Source organism: Nitrospira sp. Nam74 (assembly GCF_965152615.1).
Genome location: NZ_OZ224220.1, coordinates 2,156,625 through 2,175,025, shown reverse-complemented (window position 1 = coordinate 2,175,025; position 18,401 = coordinate 2,156,625). Strand labels below are relative to the sequence as shown.

Genomic DNA, 18,401 nt, shown 5'->3' with positions numbered 1-18,401 from the left:
GTCATTAAGGATTTCCCTTTCCACCCGACGCGCCATATACTTGGCCGGTGGCGTAACTCGACTCATCAGAGGCAAGCAGCACATACACCGAGGCCAGCTCGGCCGGCTGGCCGGGACGTCCCATGGGCTCGTTGTTGCCGAACGTTTCGAGGGCGCTCTGCGGCTGACCCCCGCTGACTTGCAGCGGCGTCCAAAACGGGCCGGGCGCAACTGCGTTCACGCGAATACCCTTCGAGGCCACCTGCTTGGCAAGTGACTTGGTAAACGCGATCATCGCCGACTTCGTCTGCGCGTAGTCAAGGAGGTTCGGGGAAGGATCGTAGGCCTGGACCGAAGCGGTGTTGATGATGCTCGCACCGGCAGTAAGGTGCGGCATGGCCGCTTTGGTGATCCAGAACATCGCGTAGACGTTCGTTCTGAAGGTCGCATCGAACTGTTCGGTCGTGAGATCGAGGATCGAGTCGACGGAGTGTTGCTTGGCGGCATTGTTCACCAGAATGTCCAGCCCGTCGAGCTCACGCACTGCATCGGCGACGAGTGTCCTGCAGAAGGCTTCGTCCCGAATATCGCCGGCGAGCGCGACCGCCTTCCGTCCTGCTGCACGGATGAGTTGGATGACCTCGCGGGCATCCGGCTCCTCGACGGGCAGATAGTTGATTGCGACATCGGCGCCCTCACGGGCGAAGCCGATTGCAGCCGCCCGCCCAATGCCAGAATCCCCTCCCGTGACGAGGGCCTTGCGGCCCACGAGGCGGCCGGTTCCCTGATAACTCGCCTCCCCATGATCGGGCCGTGGGATCATTTTGCTCGCGAGGCCTGGCGGCTCCTGTGGCTGCCGAGGGAAGGGCGCCTTCGGATATTGGGTCACAGGCTTCCGCTCGACCGTCTTCTTGCCTGTCTGCCGTGTCTCGACCGAGTCAGGTGCCAGTTGTGCGAGTGTCGGAGCCGTGACTGCTGCGACAAAACCTGTCGTTATCCCGCCCAGCATCTGACGTCGTGAAAGCTTGAATGAGTCCTTGTGTTCCATACTTCCTCTCCTCACGTCGCTTCCTGCGAGCACGCCCTCCTTGTTGCAGTTCCAAGTCGTCCTCCGGCGTGTCCACCTCTGTAGTCCCCATTGGAAACGGCAGGCTCACAATGTCTAACCTGTGAGCGGCGATCATGTGTTGTGCGCCCGCTGCTCCATTGAGCGCCGCGAGTGTCGTAACGTGTTCGTGCCTGAACAACGCGGGCGCACCGAGGATACCACTATACTCCGACGCAATAATTCCCTTGCCGCTCGAACGATATGCTGCGACAAGATCGTCGATCGCGACGGCCGTCACCATCAACCGCATTCACAGGCATGACACAAGACGGCATCGGCTTGCGTCCAGATGTACCGCTGGTTTCGATCGTCAGGGCCCCCATGCGAATGGGAGCATGATCATAAGACCGCGAAGCGCCGTTCAGTATCCCACGGTGAAGCGCTGCCGGATATGCGCCGGACGTTCCAGTTCGTCGATCATGGCGGCGGCATAATCCTGCGTCGAAATGTGACTCTGTCCATTGGCATCCACCAGCAACTGATCCGTTCCCAGTCGAAATTTCCCCGTGCGTGGACCCGGTTGCAGCATCGCGGCCGGGCTTAGGCAGGTCCATTCGATCTCGTGTTCGCCACGTAGCAGATCAAGGACATCCGCAGTCGCACGAGCAGTCCCTTTCCACTGTTCAGGAAAGTCTGGAGTATCGATTACGCGAAGGCCAGCCTTGACCTCGAGGCTCCCGGCCCCGCCCACTACCAGCAACCGCTTGAGACCGACCCGTTTCATGGCGGCGATGATCGATTTGATGCCTTGCACGTGTTTCTTTCTGATGTCAGGATCGGTTTTACTAGGGCTGAAGGCGCTGATGACAGCATCCTGACCGGCCACCAAGCGAGCCATCTCATCTTCGTTATAGATGTCTCCTGTCTTGGGATGAAGGTTCGCATGCGGGCGTAATTTCTCCGGATACCGGACGATCGCCGTCACCTCATGGCCACGACTCAACGCTTCCTGCGAAATGGCTGATCCGACAAATCCGGTCGCGCCGATCAATGCGATTCTCATCCTTCCCTCCTTCCAGGAGGCACATTCTGCGTCAGCTGAAACTCCTCTACACCGTACGACTAACGTCGCCGTCCACAACGCGAACGATGCGGGCCGGGTTACCGACAACGACGCTGGCCGGTGGAATGTCATGTACGACGACGGTACCGGCGCCGACCACGCTCCTATCTCCGATCGTCACGCCCGGAAGAACGATCGCGCCGCCTCCGACCCAGACGTCGTTGCCGATGCGAATGGGACGAGCATATTCGAGACCCGATCGTCGCACCTCCGCATCGATGGGATGGGTGGCGGTGTAGAGCTGCACGGCTGGTCCCATTTGGAGATTGTCCCCGATCTCGATCAGCGCACAGTCGAGAAAGACGCAGTGATAATTGATGAAACAGTTTCGTCCAAGCCGGATGTTATAGCCATAGTCGCACGCAAAGATTGGTTTGATGACGGTGCCGTCGCCTAATGAGCCTACTAGTCGGCCCAAGAGCCTCATTCGATCGTCCATCTCATCGGGAGAGGTCATATTGCACTGTGCTAACAGACACTGTGCCCGTTGATGGTCTGCGAAGAGTTCAGGGTCGGCTGGGCGGTAGAGTTCACCGGTCAGCATCTTCTCTTTTTCACTCTTTGGGCTCATCGATATTGCGCTCATTGAATCGACGACCTGTGCCATCGCCTTGCGCGGCATGATCATTCCGCCGACTTGAACACTTCAGCCAATGTTTTCCCATAGGGATAAAACAATTCCGCTCGCCTGTCGTCCCGCTGCCAGGCTTCGCGCAGGTCGGGTGTGGTGATATCCCAATCGGGACGGATCCTCCGCGTGATCTCTCTCAAATCGTGTCGAAGCTCTTCAATGGTGGGACGCCCCCAGTACCAGTAGCCGTTGTAGATCTTGAAAATTTTTAATCCCGGCTCGAGCACCAAAGTGTGGGGAATCATCGGATCGTGATCCGGGTCCGTGTATTCGGCGATGTCCAGATCTTTCTGAACCTTACGGCCTGGATCGGAAAGAAAGGACCATTGCGCCCCGAGCCCATCCCTAAACTCGTTCGTTTGCAGCAGATTGTCTGTGGAGATCGTCACGATGCGCGCATAGCCGACTTTTAATTCCGGATAGAAATCGACCAACTGCCGAAGCTGCCGACGATCCTTCGGGCAGTAATGGCCCCGGGATAGCAGGAGGATCATGGGGTCCATGCCTTGGAGATCGGACAGTGTTCTCTTGGTGCCCGTGTGATCCGACAGTTCATAATCCGGGAATGCCGCCCCGATGTGTATGCCTGGTTTCATGATCTCTCCATGACCTCCGTCATCATCCATGTATCCCGGGGTTGATCGTCACATCGAGAACATCGATCCGCCCAGAGCCCCACAAACGGCAGGTGGAGAGCCGCAGGGGCGTCATCTGGAGTACATCATCATCGCGGCAGCTGCCATGGCTCTATCGTCCATGCGCCGATTTTGTTGTGAGGGATGGGGCCTTGTTGCGTCGTATGAGGAGGACGTAGCACGACTGTGCATCGGCTCTTCCTCCGGCTCGCTGAGAAGAGGTTGTCTGTCAGATGGAAGCGCAAGCAATCCTCTCCCGCTCTTGCCACTTTGAAGCCCCTTTTTCGACGTTTACGGGAGCACCGGAATGGGAGCAATAAAGTCTTCCTTTGCGAGCATCCAGGCGAGTGAAATCTGGGCGGCGTAGCGCCTTTTTCGTCAGCAAAGCGATGCAGCAGGTCAACGAGCGGCTGATTCGCAACGATATTCGCTTTGTCGAACCGGGTTATCACACGTGTCACATCGTCGCCGTGACATTGATTGTCGGCGCGCACTCTGCGGGAAAGAAAGCCGCCGGCGAGCGGCGAAAACGCCACGAACCCGATGCGAAGTTCGTTGCAGAGTGGAATGACATCACGTTCAAACATGCGCTCCATCATCGAGTATTCGTTTTGCACTGCAGTCAGCTGACTGACTGCGTGCGCACGGCGGATTTGTTCGGCGATCGCTTGCGATTGCCCCCAGCCGTGAATCTTTCCTTCACGAATAACGTTGCCCATCGTTTCTGTGTGTTTCCATTGCTTCTCCTTTCAAGCAGCGCACTTCAAGCAGCGTCACGCTCGACCGTGGTCGTGACGCTGCCGATCCTGTTGTCCCGAATCGTGTCGCTACATCATGGCGATCCACGACGTGGGTTGCGAGTAGTGGCCTTCAAGCGACAATTGAACTGCTTCCAGTCAGCGTGGTCTCCTATGCGGCCTTCTTCAGGCTGCCATGGGGGTCGATGAGGAATTTTTTGGCGGCCCCTTTATCGAAGTCCTTATAGCCTTGGGGAGCCTGATCCAGCGTGATGACCTGCACGTTGACCACTTTCGCAATCTGGATCCGATCGTGGAGGATGGCCATCATCAAGCCGCGGTTGTATTTCATGACCGGCGCCTGGCCGGTGAAAAACGAATGCGACTTGGCCCATCCCAATCCGAACCGAAGAATCAGATTGCCGGTTTTTGCGGCACTGTCCTTGGCTCCCGGGTCCTCGGTGACATACAACCCCGGGATACCGATCGCGCCCGGTGCGCGCGTCACTTCCATCAATTGGTTCAGCACGACTGCAGGTTGATCCGCCCCGCCCTGTCCCTTCGCTTCGAACCCCACGCAATCGACCGCGCAGTCCACTTCGGGCACTCCCAGGATCTCCTCGATTCGCTCAGTGATCGTGCCGCTCTGCGACAGATCGATCGTCTCACATCCGAACGTGCGAGCCTGCGCAAGACGTTCCTTATTGAAATCGGTCACGATGACGACAGCGGCGCCAAGAAGGAACGCGGCCGCCCCAGCGGCCAGGCCTACCGGTCCGGCCCCGGAGATCAGGACAGTCGAGCCGGTGGTCACCCCGGCGGTGACGCACCCGTGGTATCCCGTGGGTAGGATGTCCGATAGGCATGTCAGGTCACTGATCTTTGCCATCGCCTGAGCCTTGTCCGGGAACTTGAGGAGATTGAAATCGGCATAAGGCACCATGACGTATTCGGCTTGCCCACCGATCCATCCGCCCATATCGACGTACCCGTACGCGGCCCCGGCACGTGACGGATTGACGTTTAGACAGACGCCCGTGTAGCGCTCTTTACAGTTCCGGCAACGGCCGCAGGCGATGTTGAACGGAACCGAGACGAGATCCCCGACTTTGATGAACTCTACATCGCGTCCGGCCTCGATCACTTCACCCGTGATTTCATGCCCCAAAATGAGTCCTATCGGGGCTGTGGTCCGTCCCCTCACCATGTGTTGATCGCTTCCACAGATATTAGTGGCCACGATCTTCAGGATCACGCCGTGATCGCATTTTCTCCCGCCGGGACCAACCAACTTTGGAAACTCGATACCTTTCACGTCGACCTTTCCAGGCCCCTCATAGGCAACCCCACGATTACTGGCCATGGTTTGTTCCTCCTTCTTCACACTTCACTTGAAAGCGCCGGCGCCGGCTTCGGCCACCGTTTGATCCTGCTCGCCGGATCCACCACTCACGCCGATCGCGCCGACCACTTTTCCCTCTCGTTTGAGGGGGATGCCGCCCGCAAAAATCATGACGCGGCCGTCGTTGGACGCATGGATCCCGAAGAACTGCGCACCCGGCTGTGAGTATTTCGCCAAGTCTTTCGTGGCGATGTCGAACGCACGGGAGGTGAAGGCCTTCTTGATCGAAATATCGATGCTGCCGATCCAGGCCCCGTCCATTCTCACGTGAGCGACAAGATTGCCTCCGCCGTCGGCGACGGCGATATTCATGGGCTGGCCTATTTCCGTGGCTTTTTTCTCTGCTGCGGCAATGACCTTCCTGGCATCATCAAGCGTAACCATGTCGACCTCCTCGATTATCCACTCTGCGCTCGAACGTGCAATTTCGCCCGTCGAAGAGGGGAATACATTCGTTGAACGAGCTCGGCATCTCGGTTCCCCAACGAGCGATCCTGCGCCTTGGAGTGCATCGCTCTCCACATCGACACTGTCTGTGGCTTGTTCTATTCGGTGCGGTGAATGAACGAAGCGTAGCGTACCGGTCGCAACTCGTCTGTCAGTGACGCGATAGGATTGGGTCGCGATCAGGTTTGAGCCGTTGACGAGGGGGCGATTACGAACTGATCTCGTCCCACGTTGCCCTAAGCAAAGACTAAAACGATTGAGTCCGCCCATAAGTATGGTTCGACCTACGACCAGGCACGGTATGAGCCGGATATTTTATGTGCCCCGTTTCGGATTCCATGTGCGCAAGATGAAGGAAACACGATCCAAGACGTCTGAAGCATGAAACCCCACCCGTGTGGAAGGCACGAGAGATACGAGCAGGTAGGATGCACTCGGTCTATACTGTGGTGTCCTTTTCGTCCTGCGCGACGATTTCCCAGCTGATGGTTTTGGTTCCCGGCTCCAAGCTGAGTCGCTCCATAATTTGTTCAACCGCGTGATCACTCCGTCCAACCGTGACAACCTCGGCCACCACGCTGACGAGGTTGCCCTCGGCAATGTCCGCACTGCGCAAGGCCTTGAGTATGAACACATCGCGCGCGACCGCTTGCAGGAGCAGCATACGAATATGTTGCTCCTCTCGATCCAGACAGGTCACTTGCAACCGATAGGTCACCTCGACTTCGGAACTCTCTAACGGCTGCCGGTTGATCAGCTGCCCAATGGGCCGCAAAAGGACATTGGCGGTGACGACGAGACCGGCCACGAGTGTCGCGGCGGGCAGGAACCCTGAACCCGCCAGCGTCCCCACCGCACCTGAGCACCACAGTGTGGCGGCGGTATTGAGCCCTCTGACGTTTAAGCCCTCCCGGAGAATGACGCCGCCACCCAAGAAGCCGATTCCAGACACGACTTGTGCAGCCATCCGAGTAGGCATTTGCTCTTCGCCGATAAGCCTCGGCAATGTCACGAAGGCAGCGGCGCCTAATGCGACCAACGCGTTCGTTCGGAGACCGGCCCCTCGTTGTCGCCATTGCCGTTCGAATCCAATTGCCGCCCCAAGCAATAGGGCGATGCCCAACGGGGGGACCAATTCAAGCCACATGATCATCTCGTTCTTCCCGCCGGCTCCATCTGCCAAGCGACCGATGTGCCGCACTTCAATACGTGGTTACGTGCGGGCGATATAGCAGTGTCGACGACGGGATCGCTGCGTCCTAGTCTTTGTGGGCAGCGTTTCGATGGGTCGTGAAAAGGACGGAGGTTCAACGAGCCGAACGTCCGCTTCTATGACCGGCCCCGAGCAGGGTCATCACGCCGGCGTTCGTTTGAGGGTTCCCATGGACTCCGCTTGATCGCCCGCACGGTCGGAATCCGGAGCGGCATGTCCGTCTGCCCTTCTCGGCCATAGAATCGCTGCCCCGACTCCTCCTGCCACGAAGGAAGCGAGGAAGATCGCGATCTTTGCGGCGGCGTAATCCGCGGGATCCGGAAACGCCTGCCCTGCGATGAAGAGCGACATCGTGAAGCCGATTCCAGCGAGCGCGCCGGCGCCGAACAACTGGCGCCATGTATACACTTCAGGCTTCACGGCAATGCCACTGTGCACCGCAATCCACGCGAACACGCCGATCCCGAGCGGTTTTCCGAGAACCAGTGCCAGGATGATCGCCAGGATCAGGCGCCCGTGCCCTTCGAATACCTCGGAGGACCAGAGGACGCCGGCATTGGCTAGAGCAAAAACCGGCAACACGGCATAGCTGGACCAGGGTTCCACCGAGCGAAGCAGTTTGTTCGCGGGCGAATCGATACGGTCATGAATCGCATCCAACGCCCGCAGGGCCGGTTCGGACGGGCCATGTCGCATCACGGCGTCCCCGTTGCGCCTCATTTCCGCCTGTATCACTGTTTCGGCCTGCGCCAGCAGTGCACGCAAATTCGCTGGGGGCCGCGTCGGCGTAACAGCGGCCAGAATCACCCCTGCAAGCGTCGCGTGGAGCCCCCCCTTGTGTACGCACACCCACAGGAGCACTCCGAGGACGGCGTACGGCAACGGGCGATACACGCCCCAGTGGTTGAGCGCCATCAGCAGACCGGTTGCGGCCGCCGAAGCGAGCAGGTAACCCATATGGAGCTCACCCGAGTAGAACAGGGCGATGATTATGATCGCCACCAAATCATCGAGAATGACGGCCGCGGTCAGGAACACCCGAAGCTCGACCGGGACGCGGTCGCCGAGCAACACGATCAGGGCGACCGCAAACGCGGTGTCGGTCAACGTGGGAATCGCCCATCCTGCCATGAGCGGTCCGGATGGCACCACCAGGAGGTAGACGAGTGCCGGTACGATGATACCGCCGGCCGCGGCAATCACCGGAAGCGCAGCCGTTTGTCGCGTGGCCAGGTGGCCGACGGTGAGCTCGCGCTTGATTTCCAGTCCGACGACCAGGAAAAAGATGGATAGGAGCCCGTCGTTGATCCAATTCACGAGCGGCAGGGTGAACGCCCTGCCGCCAACTTGAATCCCAAACGGCCGGCTCCACCACAATTCGAACGCCGGGCCGATGGGCGAGTTGGTGAGCACGATGGCGAGCACCGACATGATCAGGAGGAGCAACCCGGCCGATGGCCCCCATCGTCCGAAGTCCAGGGCCGCAGTTTGCATCCGATGCCCGAGCGAGCCCAACAGCGCCTCGGCCACCGAACTCTCATCCCACGGCCCCTCATAGCGACGATCGTTGATAAAGAAGGTCGGCGTCACGAGGGCGCCGCTGCGCCGTGCGCTCTCGGCATCGTCCCGCACTTTGTGTTGAGCCGCTCGCCATGCAGGCGCATTCTCGTCCCGGTCCGGCACACTGAACTCGGCGGCGATCTGAGCGAAGTCGTCGGAGGTGAGCGTCGGCCCGCGTTTCATCAGGGCATCGTGAATAGCCCAGAACCGGCCGGTCGCCTCGAAGGCGTATTCCGCAAGCTCGGCGGCTCGTGACGCATCGTCGCTATCGGCGTCGGGGCGATGCCGAAAGACGTACCGCAGTCGGTCTCCAAATCGGTCCCGTAGATTCGAGACCATTTCATGGACGGCATGACACCGCCGGCAGGCGTAGCTGCCGTACTCAACCAGTGTCATGTCGGCCTCGGAATTTCCCAAGACGTGATCGCGGCGCACATCGACCGGACGATCGAGTGTGACGGGTCGTTTATCGGCCATGCAGCACCATCAAACCCACGGTCCTTTCTCCACGCGCGTGCTTCGATTCGGCTCAATTGCGGTTACGCCGCGGGACACAGTGAACAAGCAGAATGCGAGACCCCGTATCCTTGCTCCGCAGCCTCTTTGGCACTCGGTATCGGGGCGTCGCGAGGTCAATACCCGGCAGACAAGGGTCTCATCCTGACGCCCCTGTCGTCTGTTTCCAATGATGATGACCATCTTGAGCATGGTCCGTTGTCTCACAAAAAGAGTGGAAGCTAGGAGTCTGTCCGAGTAATCCTTCGTTGCGAGGAAAAAGAGATGCCTGGCAGATGCGAGGCCCGGGTGCGAAAAACCGCAGGCGTAGCTTATTACTACACCCACCCGCCCCAAGCGTGCCAAGACACGCTCCTTCCCGAGGGAATACGTTGAGGATTTTTTCGGGCCGAGAACGACGCGGATGCCTGCAGATCGTTTGCCGCAATAGAATGGCATGACTCGGGCAGACTCCTAGGAGAAGAACGGCCGACGTCGCATGGAATATGGTCAACACTCCGATGGATCGGCGATGTACGTATTCAGGACGCCGTAGTGATCGGACCCAGGTTGAGCAACGACAGTCGTAGGTGTTCCAAACAGTTCCTGCCGTAGACATCTACGAGGATTGTTCGGGGGCCTCCCCATGTGGAACAAATAATCAATCCGTCTCCCCTGGCCCATGACTTCCCGGTAGCCTTCGACAATCCTCTGTTGTTCATCTTCTGAAAGACTCGTCATGGCCCGGCGAAGCGAGGGCGGCAAGGTGAGTTCGTTTTCTTGTCCGGCGAGCGGGTTGCGCACCGGATCATAGCTGTATTCATAACTGCTGAGACCTGGGATTGTGTAGGTATCTCTCAGCCCCACACGCCGCAGCTCGCGATACTCCCGGGAGTCCGGTTCAAAGTTGAAATCCCCTCCGACGATCGCTCCGAGATACGTCTCCTCGGCTAGAAGCCTTGACAATTCCTTCACTAACACGCGTATCTCCTGCAGTCGTCTGTTTTTGCCCTGTTCAACAGCCGCAACGAAGTCTTGCAACTCCTCGCGCGGAAATCCTCCGTGTTCCTCGACTTCAGCCACTCTCCGGAGAAAATAGGAAGCTCTTTCGATGCCGGAATGCAAGTGCAGGCTGACGACCAGCAATCTATTCCCCGTTGCGGGATTCTCAACCTCCGCGATGAGCGCGTATCGAAGCTCACTCAACTGCAGACCAAAACAATCACCGCAGCGTCCGATTCCACCACTCAGCTTGAGCCCTTTCAGCTTGCGCACCCGCAGCGGGGTTTTGGCTAGAACGGCCAGACCGTTATTCAAGCCTGGAACAATTCCCCACCCGAATAGGCGAATGCCGCAGGCATCCGCTTGATGCACCTCGGTGTACGCTAGCCCAACCTTCTTCAGCGCAGTGACATACGCTTGGGCCTCTCCAGGTAATGGGTTGACCTCCTGAAGGAGCATCACATCAGGTTGAACCAGAGATAATTGTTGAGTTTGGAGATTGAACCGTGCCGCCCGGGCCTCTTCCGATTCGATCGGTGTGATAGAGGAATCGCTTACTTCGAACCCGTGCAGGACGTTGTAAGTCAATATTCTAAAGTGCTCCATCGGAGTTGGGCCTGGAACCCCTTCACCAAGAAAGTGATAATCGGAATGCGCGCAGGCTGTCGAGAAAGAGCAAACAATGATCACCGCGACACCGACATGCATACATCGTTTCATGCAGGAGTCGGTCGCCATAACACCAGCGCTTGGCGGCATGACCATCGCGTTGTCTTCGTTTTATCGCTCAGCACTGCCGCCGCATCACCATATGAACATAGGTCAACATCATAATGTAGGGTCTCACCGAACCATGGCGATGACGCTGTAGGTCCGCACGCTACCTCCCCGGCCTCAGATCGGACGAATATTCAATCCCGTCGTTCGACACTCCATGCGCTCGTAGCATCCGTGTTCCATCTGCCTCAAATAACATGAAGGACACTCCCCCTTCCTCCGTCCGAGCCGTCGCCTTTCCATCTGCTATGGTCAGTTTGCCTTGCCCTTTGAACACGCCAATGAGTCGGTAATTCTGGAAGGCATACTTACCATCCTGTCGGATCACGACTTGGACCCAGTCATCGCCAACGATTCGTGGGCTCTGCGGGCTTCTTTGCATCGTGCCTTCCCAACGTCCCGCAATACTCGTGAAGTCCGAAATACCGACTTGTGACCATTGAGGGGATGGATGAGGACCCACATTCGTACAGGTTGAAAACAAGAGGAGAAGTGCGACAGCGGGGAGACGCGCCCTACAGGGTGTGATTGTACGATTGCCTTCCCGACGAGGCATGCCACTCACGGAAGCGTCCTTTCCGATGTTGTTATCGTGCAGTCACACACCTCGTCGAGGGCATTCGTCGCTGCAAGCCCATCCATTATCTGCGGACATAGCGTGACACAGAGATATCCTGCCCCCAATCGGAAGCGTAGTCTTCTTTCTGTCGTCCAAGCGGTAGGGACTTGTAGAGACAATGCCACGTCTTGTCGACGCCCGGTCAGGCGGGCCTTAGTTCAGATCGAACCACAGTCAACTAGAACATCATCCCGTTGCTCAAACGACGAAACCGTCGAGGATAAGTCTTGAGAACAAGCAGTCCTCTGCGTGGCACATGTGTACCGTCGCGATTCATGAGCCACTAGCCCGGATTATTTATGAATGCCGCCGCGAAGCGGCCGAGACCGAAGTCCCTCATTTCACCCGCCCACCCCAGACCCGCCAAGACGCGTCCCTTCCCATAGGCTTCTCGCACGTGAGATGGACACAGGCGGACGTGCGGTCCGTCGAGGAAACAGAACGAGAAAAGCCGCGCCGGGCGAGAGGATCGGCCGCTGCAGCAGGTACTCATCAATAATTCGGGCTAGTAGGTTGAGAGTACGGTCTGCACCGACAGGGTCACCAGGGAACGCAGGATGTTCAAAAAGGACTTCTAACGCGGCCGCAGCGAACGAAGGGGCGAGGCGTACTCAGGGCAGTACGTTGAGTCCCTGAGCAACGCGAGAACAAAGTTGGAAGCCTTTTTCGAGATCCTCCTAGTGTTTTTTCTTGCTTCGGTCCCTTGGCCGCGACAGGAGCGATGATGCTTCGAAAATCAGCCTACGAGGAAGCGTCTGCCGTCGCTATCGGGGAGGACAGCACTTTGTTGTGGATGGCGCATAGCATGGATTGTAAGGGCGTGCCGACGGAGGAGGCCGCTGCAGATGTAGCCGTGTCGCGACATCGGTCTTGGACATTCCATTAGGCCGCTCGGCACAAGGGGTGCTTTTTCTTCCAATGGGCTTCGCCGCCGAGTTGCTCGATTTGACGGACCAACGACTGCAGCGCCGCTTCCCCGTTCGCCGCGGCGACGACCTTTGCTCCACGTGCAGCGAACTGTAGCGCGGTCTCACGCCCGATGCCGCTCGATGCACCCGTGATCACGACCACCTGCTCATTGATCGGCTTGAGTGTGATCTCCATACGGACTCCTTATTTCGACGCTCGTGCGTCTATTGGCATTGTGGATTCGAGCTTCGCAGTGGATCGTTTTCGGATAGGAGTTCGCCGTTGACTCTCGTCGATCATCGGCATCACAGAGTTCTGTGTGGAGATGGAACTGTCTCCCCTTGCATGCACCAGCACCCGAACTTTTACCGAAACCGGGACTCCAGCAAAGTCACGAAAGTCACGTCGGAATTGATTATGAAGAGAGAGTTTGATCTATCAGTATCGGGCGAAAGCTGAATGGAATGTCGACTGATGGAAAAGGGCGATGTGGACTCGTTGATTAGGCATTACTGCTCGAGAATCGCGAACAGGGTTAAAGCCGGCATTGTGTTCTACTCTAACCCCGCTCATACCTGAGGCCATCGTTAGGATTATCACCCTCTCGTGTGATGCGGGCTAACGCGCCGTGAATGATGGTTTTTCAGGGAGCACGAGTCCCACCTCGTCCGCATACTTCTTCCAAAGAGCCGTGAGCTTCATCAGTCGATCCGGCTGCTCGTGTGCAAGATCCCGTGTTTCTCCTGGGTCCTGATCCAGATTGAACAGTTGCCAGTCCGAAGGACCGACAGGCGGCCCAATCCACGTGGCCTTCCAGGGACCTTGGCGAACCCCGCGCCATCCGAATAGCTCGAAGCCGAACACGTGATCTGGGTCATGCACCGTCTGTACTTTCGCTTCCAGAAAAGACGCCATTGATCGGCCCTGCATGGGAAGGACCTCGCGTCCCTTATACGTGCCGGCATGCGGAACACCGGCGTAATCTAGGACGGTCGGCATGATATCGCGGACATCGGCCACCGTGTGGCTGATCTCACCGTTACGTGCCACGCCCGGACCCTTCACGATCAGCGGCGAACGCATGCCACCCTCACTGACATAGCCCTTGAACATCCGAAAGGGCGCCATGCCGGCGAGTGCCCAGCCTGGCCCTACGGAGACCCGTGATGCACGCCTCCCGAGGTTGTCAAACCGATTGTCGGAATTCCGTTCAAGCCAGGCTGCGTCTGTGTCCACATAATCCGTCATGGCATGTCCGTTTGCGCCATTGTCCGAAAACGCGATAATGAGCGTGTTGTCGTAGACATCCAGCTCTCTTAAGGTCTCAACGAGGCGTCCGACATTGTCGTCGACCGTCTTGATCATCGAGGCATAGATTTCCATGGCCCGGGAGGAAATCGCCTGCTGTTGCGAGGTGAGCGCGTCCCAGGCGGGAATGAAAGAAGGGCGCGGAGACGGGACAACGTCGTCTCGGACGATACCAAGCGCTTTCATCCGGGCTAAGCGGGCGCGTGCTAACACATCGTAGCCGGCGTTGTAGACCCCCGCATAGTCTCCCAATCGATCATCGGGAATGTGGAGGGGATCATGCGGAGCAGTAAAGGCAAGATAGGCGAAAAATGGACGGTTGTCCTGTTTCGCTTTGAGCCACTCCCTTATCTTGCTCGTATAGAAATCAGAGGAATAAAATCCCACGGGCAGATGAATCCGCCGACCGTCCTCTCGATAGACCGGCGTGTAGTCGCGATAGAGCATCCACTCATCTGCAAAGTGGCTGGCGCCGCCTTCCAGCATCGTAAAGGCGTGTGCAAAGCCCCTCCGGGAGGGATCCTGCTCGATGGCCTCGCCCAGATGCCATTTTCCCGACATCATGGTGGCATAGCCGGCATCGATAAGAAGCTCGGGCAGCGTGACCGCTCGATCGTTCAGGTAACCCTCGTAGCCGGGCTTGCCCTTTTGGTTAGGCTGCAATATTTCTCCCATCGTGCCTAATCCCACCAGATGGTGATCGATGCCGGTCAGCAGCATGGCGCGCGTGGGCGAGCAGGTCGGCGCCGTGTAAAAATTCGTGATTCTGACTCCCTCGGCCGCAAGCCGGTCGAGGTTCGGCGTGTGGATCTCGCCCCCGAACGCACCCCAGTCGGAGAAGCCCATGTCGTCCGTCACGATCACGAGAATGTTCGGCCGCGCGTCTCGAGCTTCGGCCCGCTCCCACTGAGCGAAAAGCGAACCTATCACCATAAGCGCCAGGCATAGAATTGTACGCATGGCTAATCTCCTTTATTTGTCTAAGACCCGAAGCGAAAGTCCTTCTCGTGGATGCTCCTTGCGATCTCATGCCGGCAGGCAAAGAGAGCATGGGGTGTTCATCAGAACATAAGCTCGGCCTGCACGTAAGCATAGTCGGCATGATCCTGAGTTGGCCCGCCCGGAACCTGTCTCGGATAGGACCCGTATGCAAAGTGAACATAGCCGGCCTGCATATAGACGTTTTCAATCAAACCCCAACGGGCGCGCAATTCTACCGTCTGTCCGAGGAAACGGCCTGATCGGCCGGTTGGATCCTGAAGGCCGGTGCCGACCCATGGTCCCTCGTCATTGGCCAGCCACCACGCGCGATGCTGCACAAAGAGGCTCATGCGCTCCGTCGGCGTGACCATGATTCGGTAGCCGGGTGAGACGATATTGCTGCGTTCGAAGGGGCCGAAAATGCCGGTCGGAATCAATTCGAACGCGCGCGCCCCGTACAATGTATCGAAGCCATTGGAGGCGTAATCGAATCGCACCAACACTTGCGGCGTCCACGTCGCCTCGAAGGTGTACCCGATTTCACCATGTTGAAAATAGGCAAACTTCGCGGCCGAACTGATATCCCCGAATTGGTACGATGACTCGATCTCGTATTGAAACGTGCCCGCCTCGCCGGGGCGAAACAGCCGCAGACCGAGCATGTCGAAATCTCGGTGAGGGCCAGCGCTGCGATGGCCGAAGTACTGGAAGGCCGTATGGAACCACGGCAGCCGGCGTGATTCTACATAGAGACCCCATAGGGTATTGCGTTGCGCCGGTGCCGCCTTATCCAATCGTTCCGGCAGAATGTCAACCGGCTCGACCAAGAAGGCTCTGACATGCCATCGCTTCTCGTCGCCCAATCGCCAGTGCACGCCATCAAAGGCTTGGGTGGTATTCCGGAACGTATTCCTCGCCACCCATCGGCGGCGGCCGATGTCCATGTTGATGCGTCCAATGCTGAGGATGGTAGGTTGTCCGGTTCCCAAAAAATTGGTGGAGACGAGATCGAGGTGGAGTTGCTGGATATCGGTCTTGTTGACGGCGTCACTCGTAAACGAGCCGGTATCGGTTAAGATCGCCCGCGAGTCTTGCAGCTCGAAGGTGAACCGCACCGGATCGAAGATATCCTTGACGGCAAAGAAGAGCCTCGTCCGCAGCGCCACCTGCTGGTCGGACCCCTGTTCGCCCGCCCGCCAGCGTCCGTTGAGGGTTTCATACCGGGTGCGCTGCTGTCCGCCCACAATGAGCCATGTCGGGAGCCTCAGCACCTCGCGCAGCGACTCCGGCCCGGGTTCCGTTCGCTGCAGGATTTCGTCATAGATTCCGTAAGCCGGTTCGTACAGGCCGAGATTGTATTTGACTTTGGAGTTGCCATTCTTCTCCTCCTCACGAAGTAATTCTTGGCTCCTGGCTTCGAGTGCCGCCGCGAGGCTCAAAAGCACAATCAAAAGGACCCTCGATCGATAGCGTATCGGGAACATGCGTTGACCGGCAGGTTGTCGACAATGTCCTTGTTTTACACGATGAACACGCCATGGCCCTCTCTCACCTTTCCGAATGGGCCAATATGGTCTCACGGTCTGACGTTCGACACCACGATCTCGTTGACGACAGCGGTGACGCCTTCTACTTCGGATGCCAGCTGTTCGGCTCGAGACCGCTGATGAGAAGTCGATACAGTCGCCCTCAGAGTGACGACGCCCGCCGGAGACAAAGATCACCACATCAACAGTCCGCACATCCGGGGCGTGCCTTACGCCTCTTTCACGGTCGACATCGCAGCACAGCTCTCACCTTGCGAGGACTCCGGCCGGATCGCGGTCAGAAACTCTGTTTCTCGTGTTCTTCCGACAAATAATCGGTGGTTCGATTGTGACCGCTCTCCGGCCTTGGCCGTCACATCTTACTCGGATAAGGCCCCCACGCCTCCCGCTTGGTCGTCGAAGGCTTTTTGCCGAGCTTGCCGGCGCGTAACTGCGAGGCAAGGGAGTCGAGAATCACGCGCGCCGAGACTAGCGATGTCTGCTCGGCCCAATCATACGGAGGAGAGCATTCCACGATCTCCATGCCGGCGAGGCCCGGCTGAGAGATGAGCCGGACCAGTCCGAGCGCCTCTCGCGGGAGCAAACCGCCCGGCTCTGGCCAACCCGTGCCGGGGATAAAGCACGAGTCCACAACATCAATATCGAAGGACAGATACACGGCCTTGGCGCCCTTCCATGCAATCTCCAATGCCATCTCCGCAATCTTCTCGATGCCGACACGCTCAACGTCCCCCACGGTGATAATCGTCGTGCCGCGCTTCCGGCCGACCTTGACGCCGGGTCGGGGCGCCTGCCACCCTCCGATCCCGATCTGGACGAGATTGACCGCGGGGGCATTCGGAATATTGGTGGCGTGAAAAAACGGAGTCGTGTGCATCCGTTCGTCGAGGTCGTATTCTTGTGTATCGACATGCCGATCGAAGTGAACGATGCCGACATTTCCGGACATGTGCGGCGCGAGACCGCGTATGGTCGGATAGCCGATGGAGTGATCGCCTCCCAACACGACTGGAAACGCCCCGGCTTTGACCACGTGATCCATGGCCCGGCTGATCTGATCGAACGATTTCTCGAGGTTCCCCGGAATCGTGAAGACATCGCCGATGTCCACCACATTGAGCTGCTCACGTAAATCCACACCTTGATCATAGGAATACGGTGTAAACACATTTGTCGCGCGGCGAATGCCTCTGGGGCCGAACCGCGTGCCGGGTCGATAGGTGGCGCCGGTGTCGAGCGGGACGCCGAAAATGGCAACCTCGGAGTCTCCGACGTGGTGCACGTCTTCCATGAAGGGACACTTGAGGAACGTCCCTTTCTCGCCCGCGAAATGCGGCAATTCCCCGCGCACGAAGGTCGAGATGGTGCGATCCCGAATCGACTGGGCAGCTTCCAGTCCTTGCGCCAACCCGCGTTCCGTTTCCTCCTTGAATCGCCGCTCGGGGATATCGGCTTCGGCCTGCTGAGCCCATGCACCCTCACGGTTGACCGCCCGCTCGCCCCCTTCCCGCTCCCGCTGCGCCGCGAGCGTAAGACTTTCATCGGCCATGGCTGCGGCCGCCGCCGTGCCGGCTGATAGCTTTAAGAACTGTCGTCGTGAGAAAAGCATGGTGCACCTCCTTGGTTAACGAACTGTATGTAACTGGAACTTGATGTGGCGCCCAGGCGGTAAGGAGGAAATAACGATCGGAATCCCGAAGCCCATCCAGAGTTCGAGAGGACCGGCATTGCTGAGCCAGAGCAACTGGTCCTTGGGCATCACGTCGCCGGCCCGAGGCAATCCGGTCGCGTGATACTTGAGCAATAAATAAAGGGTCACGTTTCTGAAACAATTGTCCATCGGCAATCAGTGGAAGATGTGGACTGTCGCCAAGAGATCCGGTCCTAACTGGTGCCTCTACGCCCGCGGGTCGCCCGGTCGAAAGGCCAGAGCGAAGGGCGTCAGGATATTCAGTTGGAGACCCAACCACTGCTTCGTCTCCTCTTCT

At 58.2% G+C, this 18,401-nt stretch carries 15 protein-coding genes and 1 pseudogene; all 16 read right to left on the bottom strand.

Annotated elements, in window-relative coordinates; all coding sequences use genetic code 11:
• Positions 1 to 4 precede the first annotated feature (4 nt).
• Positions 5 to 1,027: an SDR family oxidoreductase gene (locus ACWHYZ_RS10310; RefSeq protein WP_447987167.1), complete on the bottom strand. Its 1,023-nt coding sequence runs from the start codon at positions 1,025 to 1,027 to the stop codon at positions 5 to 7.
• A gap of 421 nt (positions 1,028 to 1,448) precedes the next feature.
• Positions 1,449 to 2,090 carry an NAD(P)-dependent oxidoreductase gene (locus ACWHYZ_RS10305; protein ID WP_447987166.1) on the bottom strand — a complete coding sequence of 214 codons (642 nt, stop codon included), beginning with the start codon at positions 2,088 to 2,090 and terminating at the stop codon, positions 1,449 to 1,451.
• A gap of 46 nt (positions 2,091 to 2,136) precedes the next feature.
• Positions 2,137 to 2,721: a sugar O-acetyltransferase gene (locus ACWHYZ_RS10300; RefSeq protein WP_447987559.1), complete on the bottom strand. Its 585-nt coding sequence runs from the start codon at positions 2,719 to 2,721 to the stop codon at positions 2,137 to 2,139.
• A gap of 53 nt (positions 2,722 to 2,774) precedes the next feature.
• Positions 2,775 to 3,377, bottom strand: a complete 603-nt coding sequence (locus tag ACWHYZ_RS10295) for a redoxin domain-containing protein (RefSeq protein ID WP_447987165.1) — start codon at positions 3,375 to 3,377, stop codon at positions 2,775 to 2,777.
• 128 nt (positions 3,378 to 3,505) lie between these two features.
• The gene (locus ACWHYZ_RS10290) at positions 3,506 to 4,135 is read right to left on the bottom strand and encodes an aldo/keto reductase (RefSeq protein WP_447987164.1); all 630 of its coding nucleotides are present in this window, start codon (positions 4,133 to 4,135) and stop codon (positions 3,506 to 3,508) included.
• Between the two features lie 190 nt (positions 4,136 to 4,325).
• Complete coding sequence (gene fdhA / locus ACWHYZ_RS10285) at positions 4,326 to 5,516, bottom strand: formaldehyde dehydrogenase, glutathione-independent (protein WP_447987163.1); 1,191 nt, start codon at positions 5,514 to 5,516, stop codon at positions 4,326 to 4,328.
• Between the two features lie 24 nt (positions 5,517 to 5,540).
• Positions 5,541 to 5,939, bottom strand: a complete 399-nt coding sequence (locus tag ACWHYZ_RS10280) for a GlcG/HbpS family heme-binding protein (protein WP_447987162.1) — start codon at positions 5,937 to 5,939, stop codon at positions 5,541 to 5,543.
• A gap of 502 nt (positions 5,940 to 6,441) precedes the next feature.
• Positions 6,442 to 7,152, bottom strand: a complete 711-nt coding sequence (locus ACWHYZ_RS10275) for an MgtC/SapB family protein (RefSeq protein ID WP_447987558.1) — start codon at positions 7,150 to 7,152, stop codon at positions 6,442 to 6,444.
• A 204-nt stretch (positions 7,153 to 7,356) separates the two neighbouring features.
• Complete coding sequence (gene nhaA / locus ACWHYZ_RS10270) at positions 7,357 to 9,252, bottom strand: Na+/H+ antiporter NhaA (RefSeq protein WP_447987161.1); 1,896 nt, start codon at positions 9,250 to 9,252, stop codon at positions 7,357 to 7,359.
• A gap of 528 nt (positions 9,253 to 9,780) precedes the next feature.
• Entirely contained in the window at positions 9,781 to 10,992 is a 1,212-nt protein-coding gene (locus ACWHYZ_RS10265; RefSeq protein ID WP_447987160.1) for an endonuclease/exonuclease/phosphatase family protein, read from the bottom strand.
• A gap of 160 nt (positions 10,993 to 11,152) precedes the next feature.
• A complete protein-coding gene (locus tag ACWHYZ_RS10260) occupies positions 11,153 to 11,431 on the bottom strand; it encodes a hypothetical protein (RefSeq protein ID WP_447987159.1) in 279 nt (92 codons plus the stop codon).
• A 1,158-nt stretch (positions 11,432 to 12,589) separates the two neighbouring features.
• Positions 12,590 to 12,772, bottom strand: a pseudogene (locus tag ACWHYZ_RS10255) (SDR family NAD(P)-dependent oxidoreductase); the annotation flags it as partial.
• Positions 12,773 to 13,195: 423 nt separating this feature from the next.
• Positions 13,196 to 14,818, bottom strand: a complete 1,623-nt coding sequence (locus ACWHYZ_RS10250; RefSeq protein ID WP_447987557.1) for an arylsulfatase — start codon at positions 14,816 to 14,818, stop codon at positions 13,196 to 13,198.
• A gap of 128 nt (positions 14,819 to 14,946) precedes the next feature.
• Entirely contained in the window at positions 14,947 to 16,311 is a 1,365-nt protein-coding gene (locus ACWHYZ_RS10245; RefSeq protein ID WP_447987556.1) for an alginate export family protein, read from the bottom strand.
• Between the two features lie 131 nt (positions 16,312 to 16,442).
• Positions 16,443 to 16,583, bottom strand: coding sequence for a BON domain-containing protein (locus ACWHYZ_RS10240; RefSeq protein ID WP_447987158.1), 141 nt, complete (start codon positions 16,581 to 16,583; stop codon positions 16,443 to 16,445).
• 182 nt (positions 16,584 to 16,765) lie between these two features.
• Positions 16,766 to 18,022, bottom strand: coding sequence for an agmatinase family protein (locus ACWHYZ_RS10235; protein ID WP_447987157.1), 1,257 nt, complete (start codon positions 18,020 to 18,022; stop codon positions 16,766 to 16,768).
• Between the last annotated feature and the right edge of the window lie 379 nt (positions 18,023 to 18,401).

Bases quoted from the DNA above. Each gene is read 5' to 3' on its own strand.
- fdhA (WP_447987163.1), bottom strand. From the start codon at position 5,516: ATGGCCAGTAATCGTGGGGTTGCCTATGAGGGGCCTGGAAAGGTCGAC.
- ACWHYZ_RS10300 (WP_447987559.1), bottom strand. From the start codon at position 2,721: ATGAGCCCAAAGAGTGAAAAAGAGAAGATGCTGACCGGTGAACTCTAC.
- ACWHYZ_RS10265 (WP_447987160.1), bottom strand. From the start codon at position 10,992: ATGAAACGATGTATGCATGTCGGTGTCGCGGTGATCATTGTTTGCTCT.
- ACWHYZ_RS10250 (WP_447987557.1), bottom strand. From the start codon at position 14,818: ATGGTGATAGGTTCGCTTTTCGCTCAGTGGGAGCGGGCCGAAGCTCGA.
- ACWHYZ_RS10235 (WP_447987157.1), bottom strand. From the start codon at position 18,022: ATGCTTTTCTCACGACGACAGTTCTTAAAGCTATCAGCCGGCACGGCG.
- ACWHYZ_RS10295 (WP_447987165.1), bottom strand. From the start codon at position 3,377: ATGAAACCAGGCATACACATCGGGGCGGCATTCCCGGATTATGAACTG.
- ACWHYZ_RS10290 (WP_447987164.1), bottom strand. From the start codon at position 4,135: ATGGGCAACGTTATTCGTGAAGGAAAGATTCACGGCTGGGGGCAATCG.
- ACWHYZ_RS10310 (WP_447987167.1), bottom strand. From the start codon at position 1,027: ATGGAACACAAGGACTCATTCAAGCTTTCACGACGTCAGATGCTGGGC.
- ACWHYZ_RS10305 (WP_447987166.1), bottom strand. From the start codon at position 2,090: ATGAGAATCGCATTGATCGGCGCGACCGGATTTGTCGGATCAGCCATT.
- ACWHYZ_RS10280 (WP_447987162.1), bottom strand. From the start codon at position 5,939: ATGGTTACGCTTGATGATGCCAGGAAGGTCATTGCCGCAGCAGAGAAA.
- ACWHYZ_RS10260 (WP_447987159.1), bottom strand. From the start codon at position 11,431: ATGCAAAGAAGCCCGCAGAGCCCACGAATCGTTGGCGATGACTGGGTC.
- nhaA (WP_447987161.1), bottom strand. From the start codon at position 9,252: ATGGCCGATAAACGACCCGTCACACTCGATCGTCCGGTCGATGTGCGC.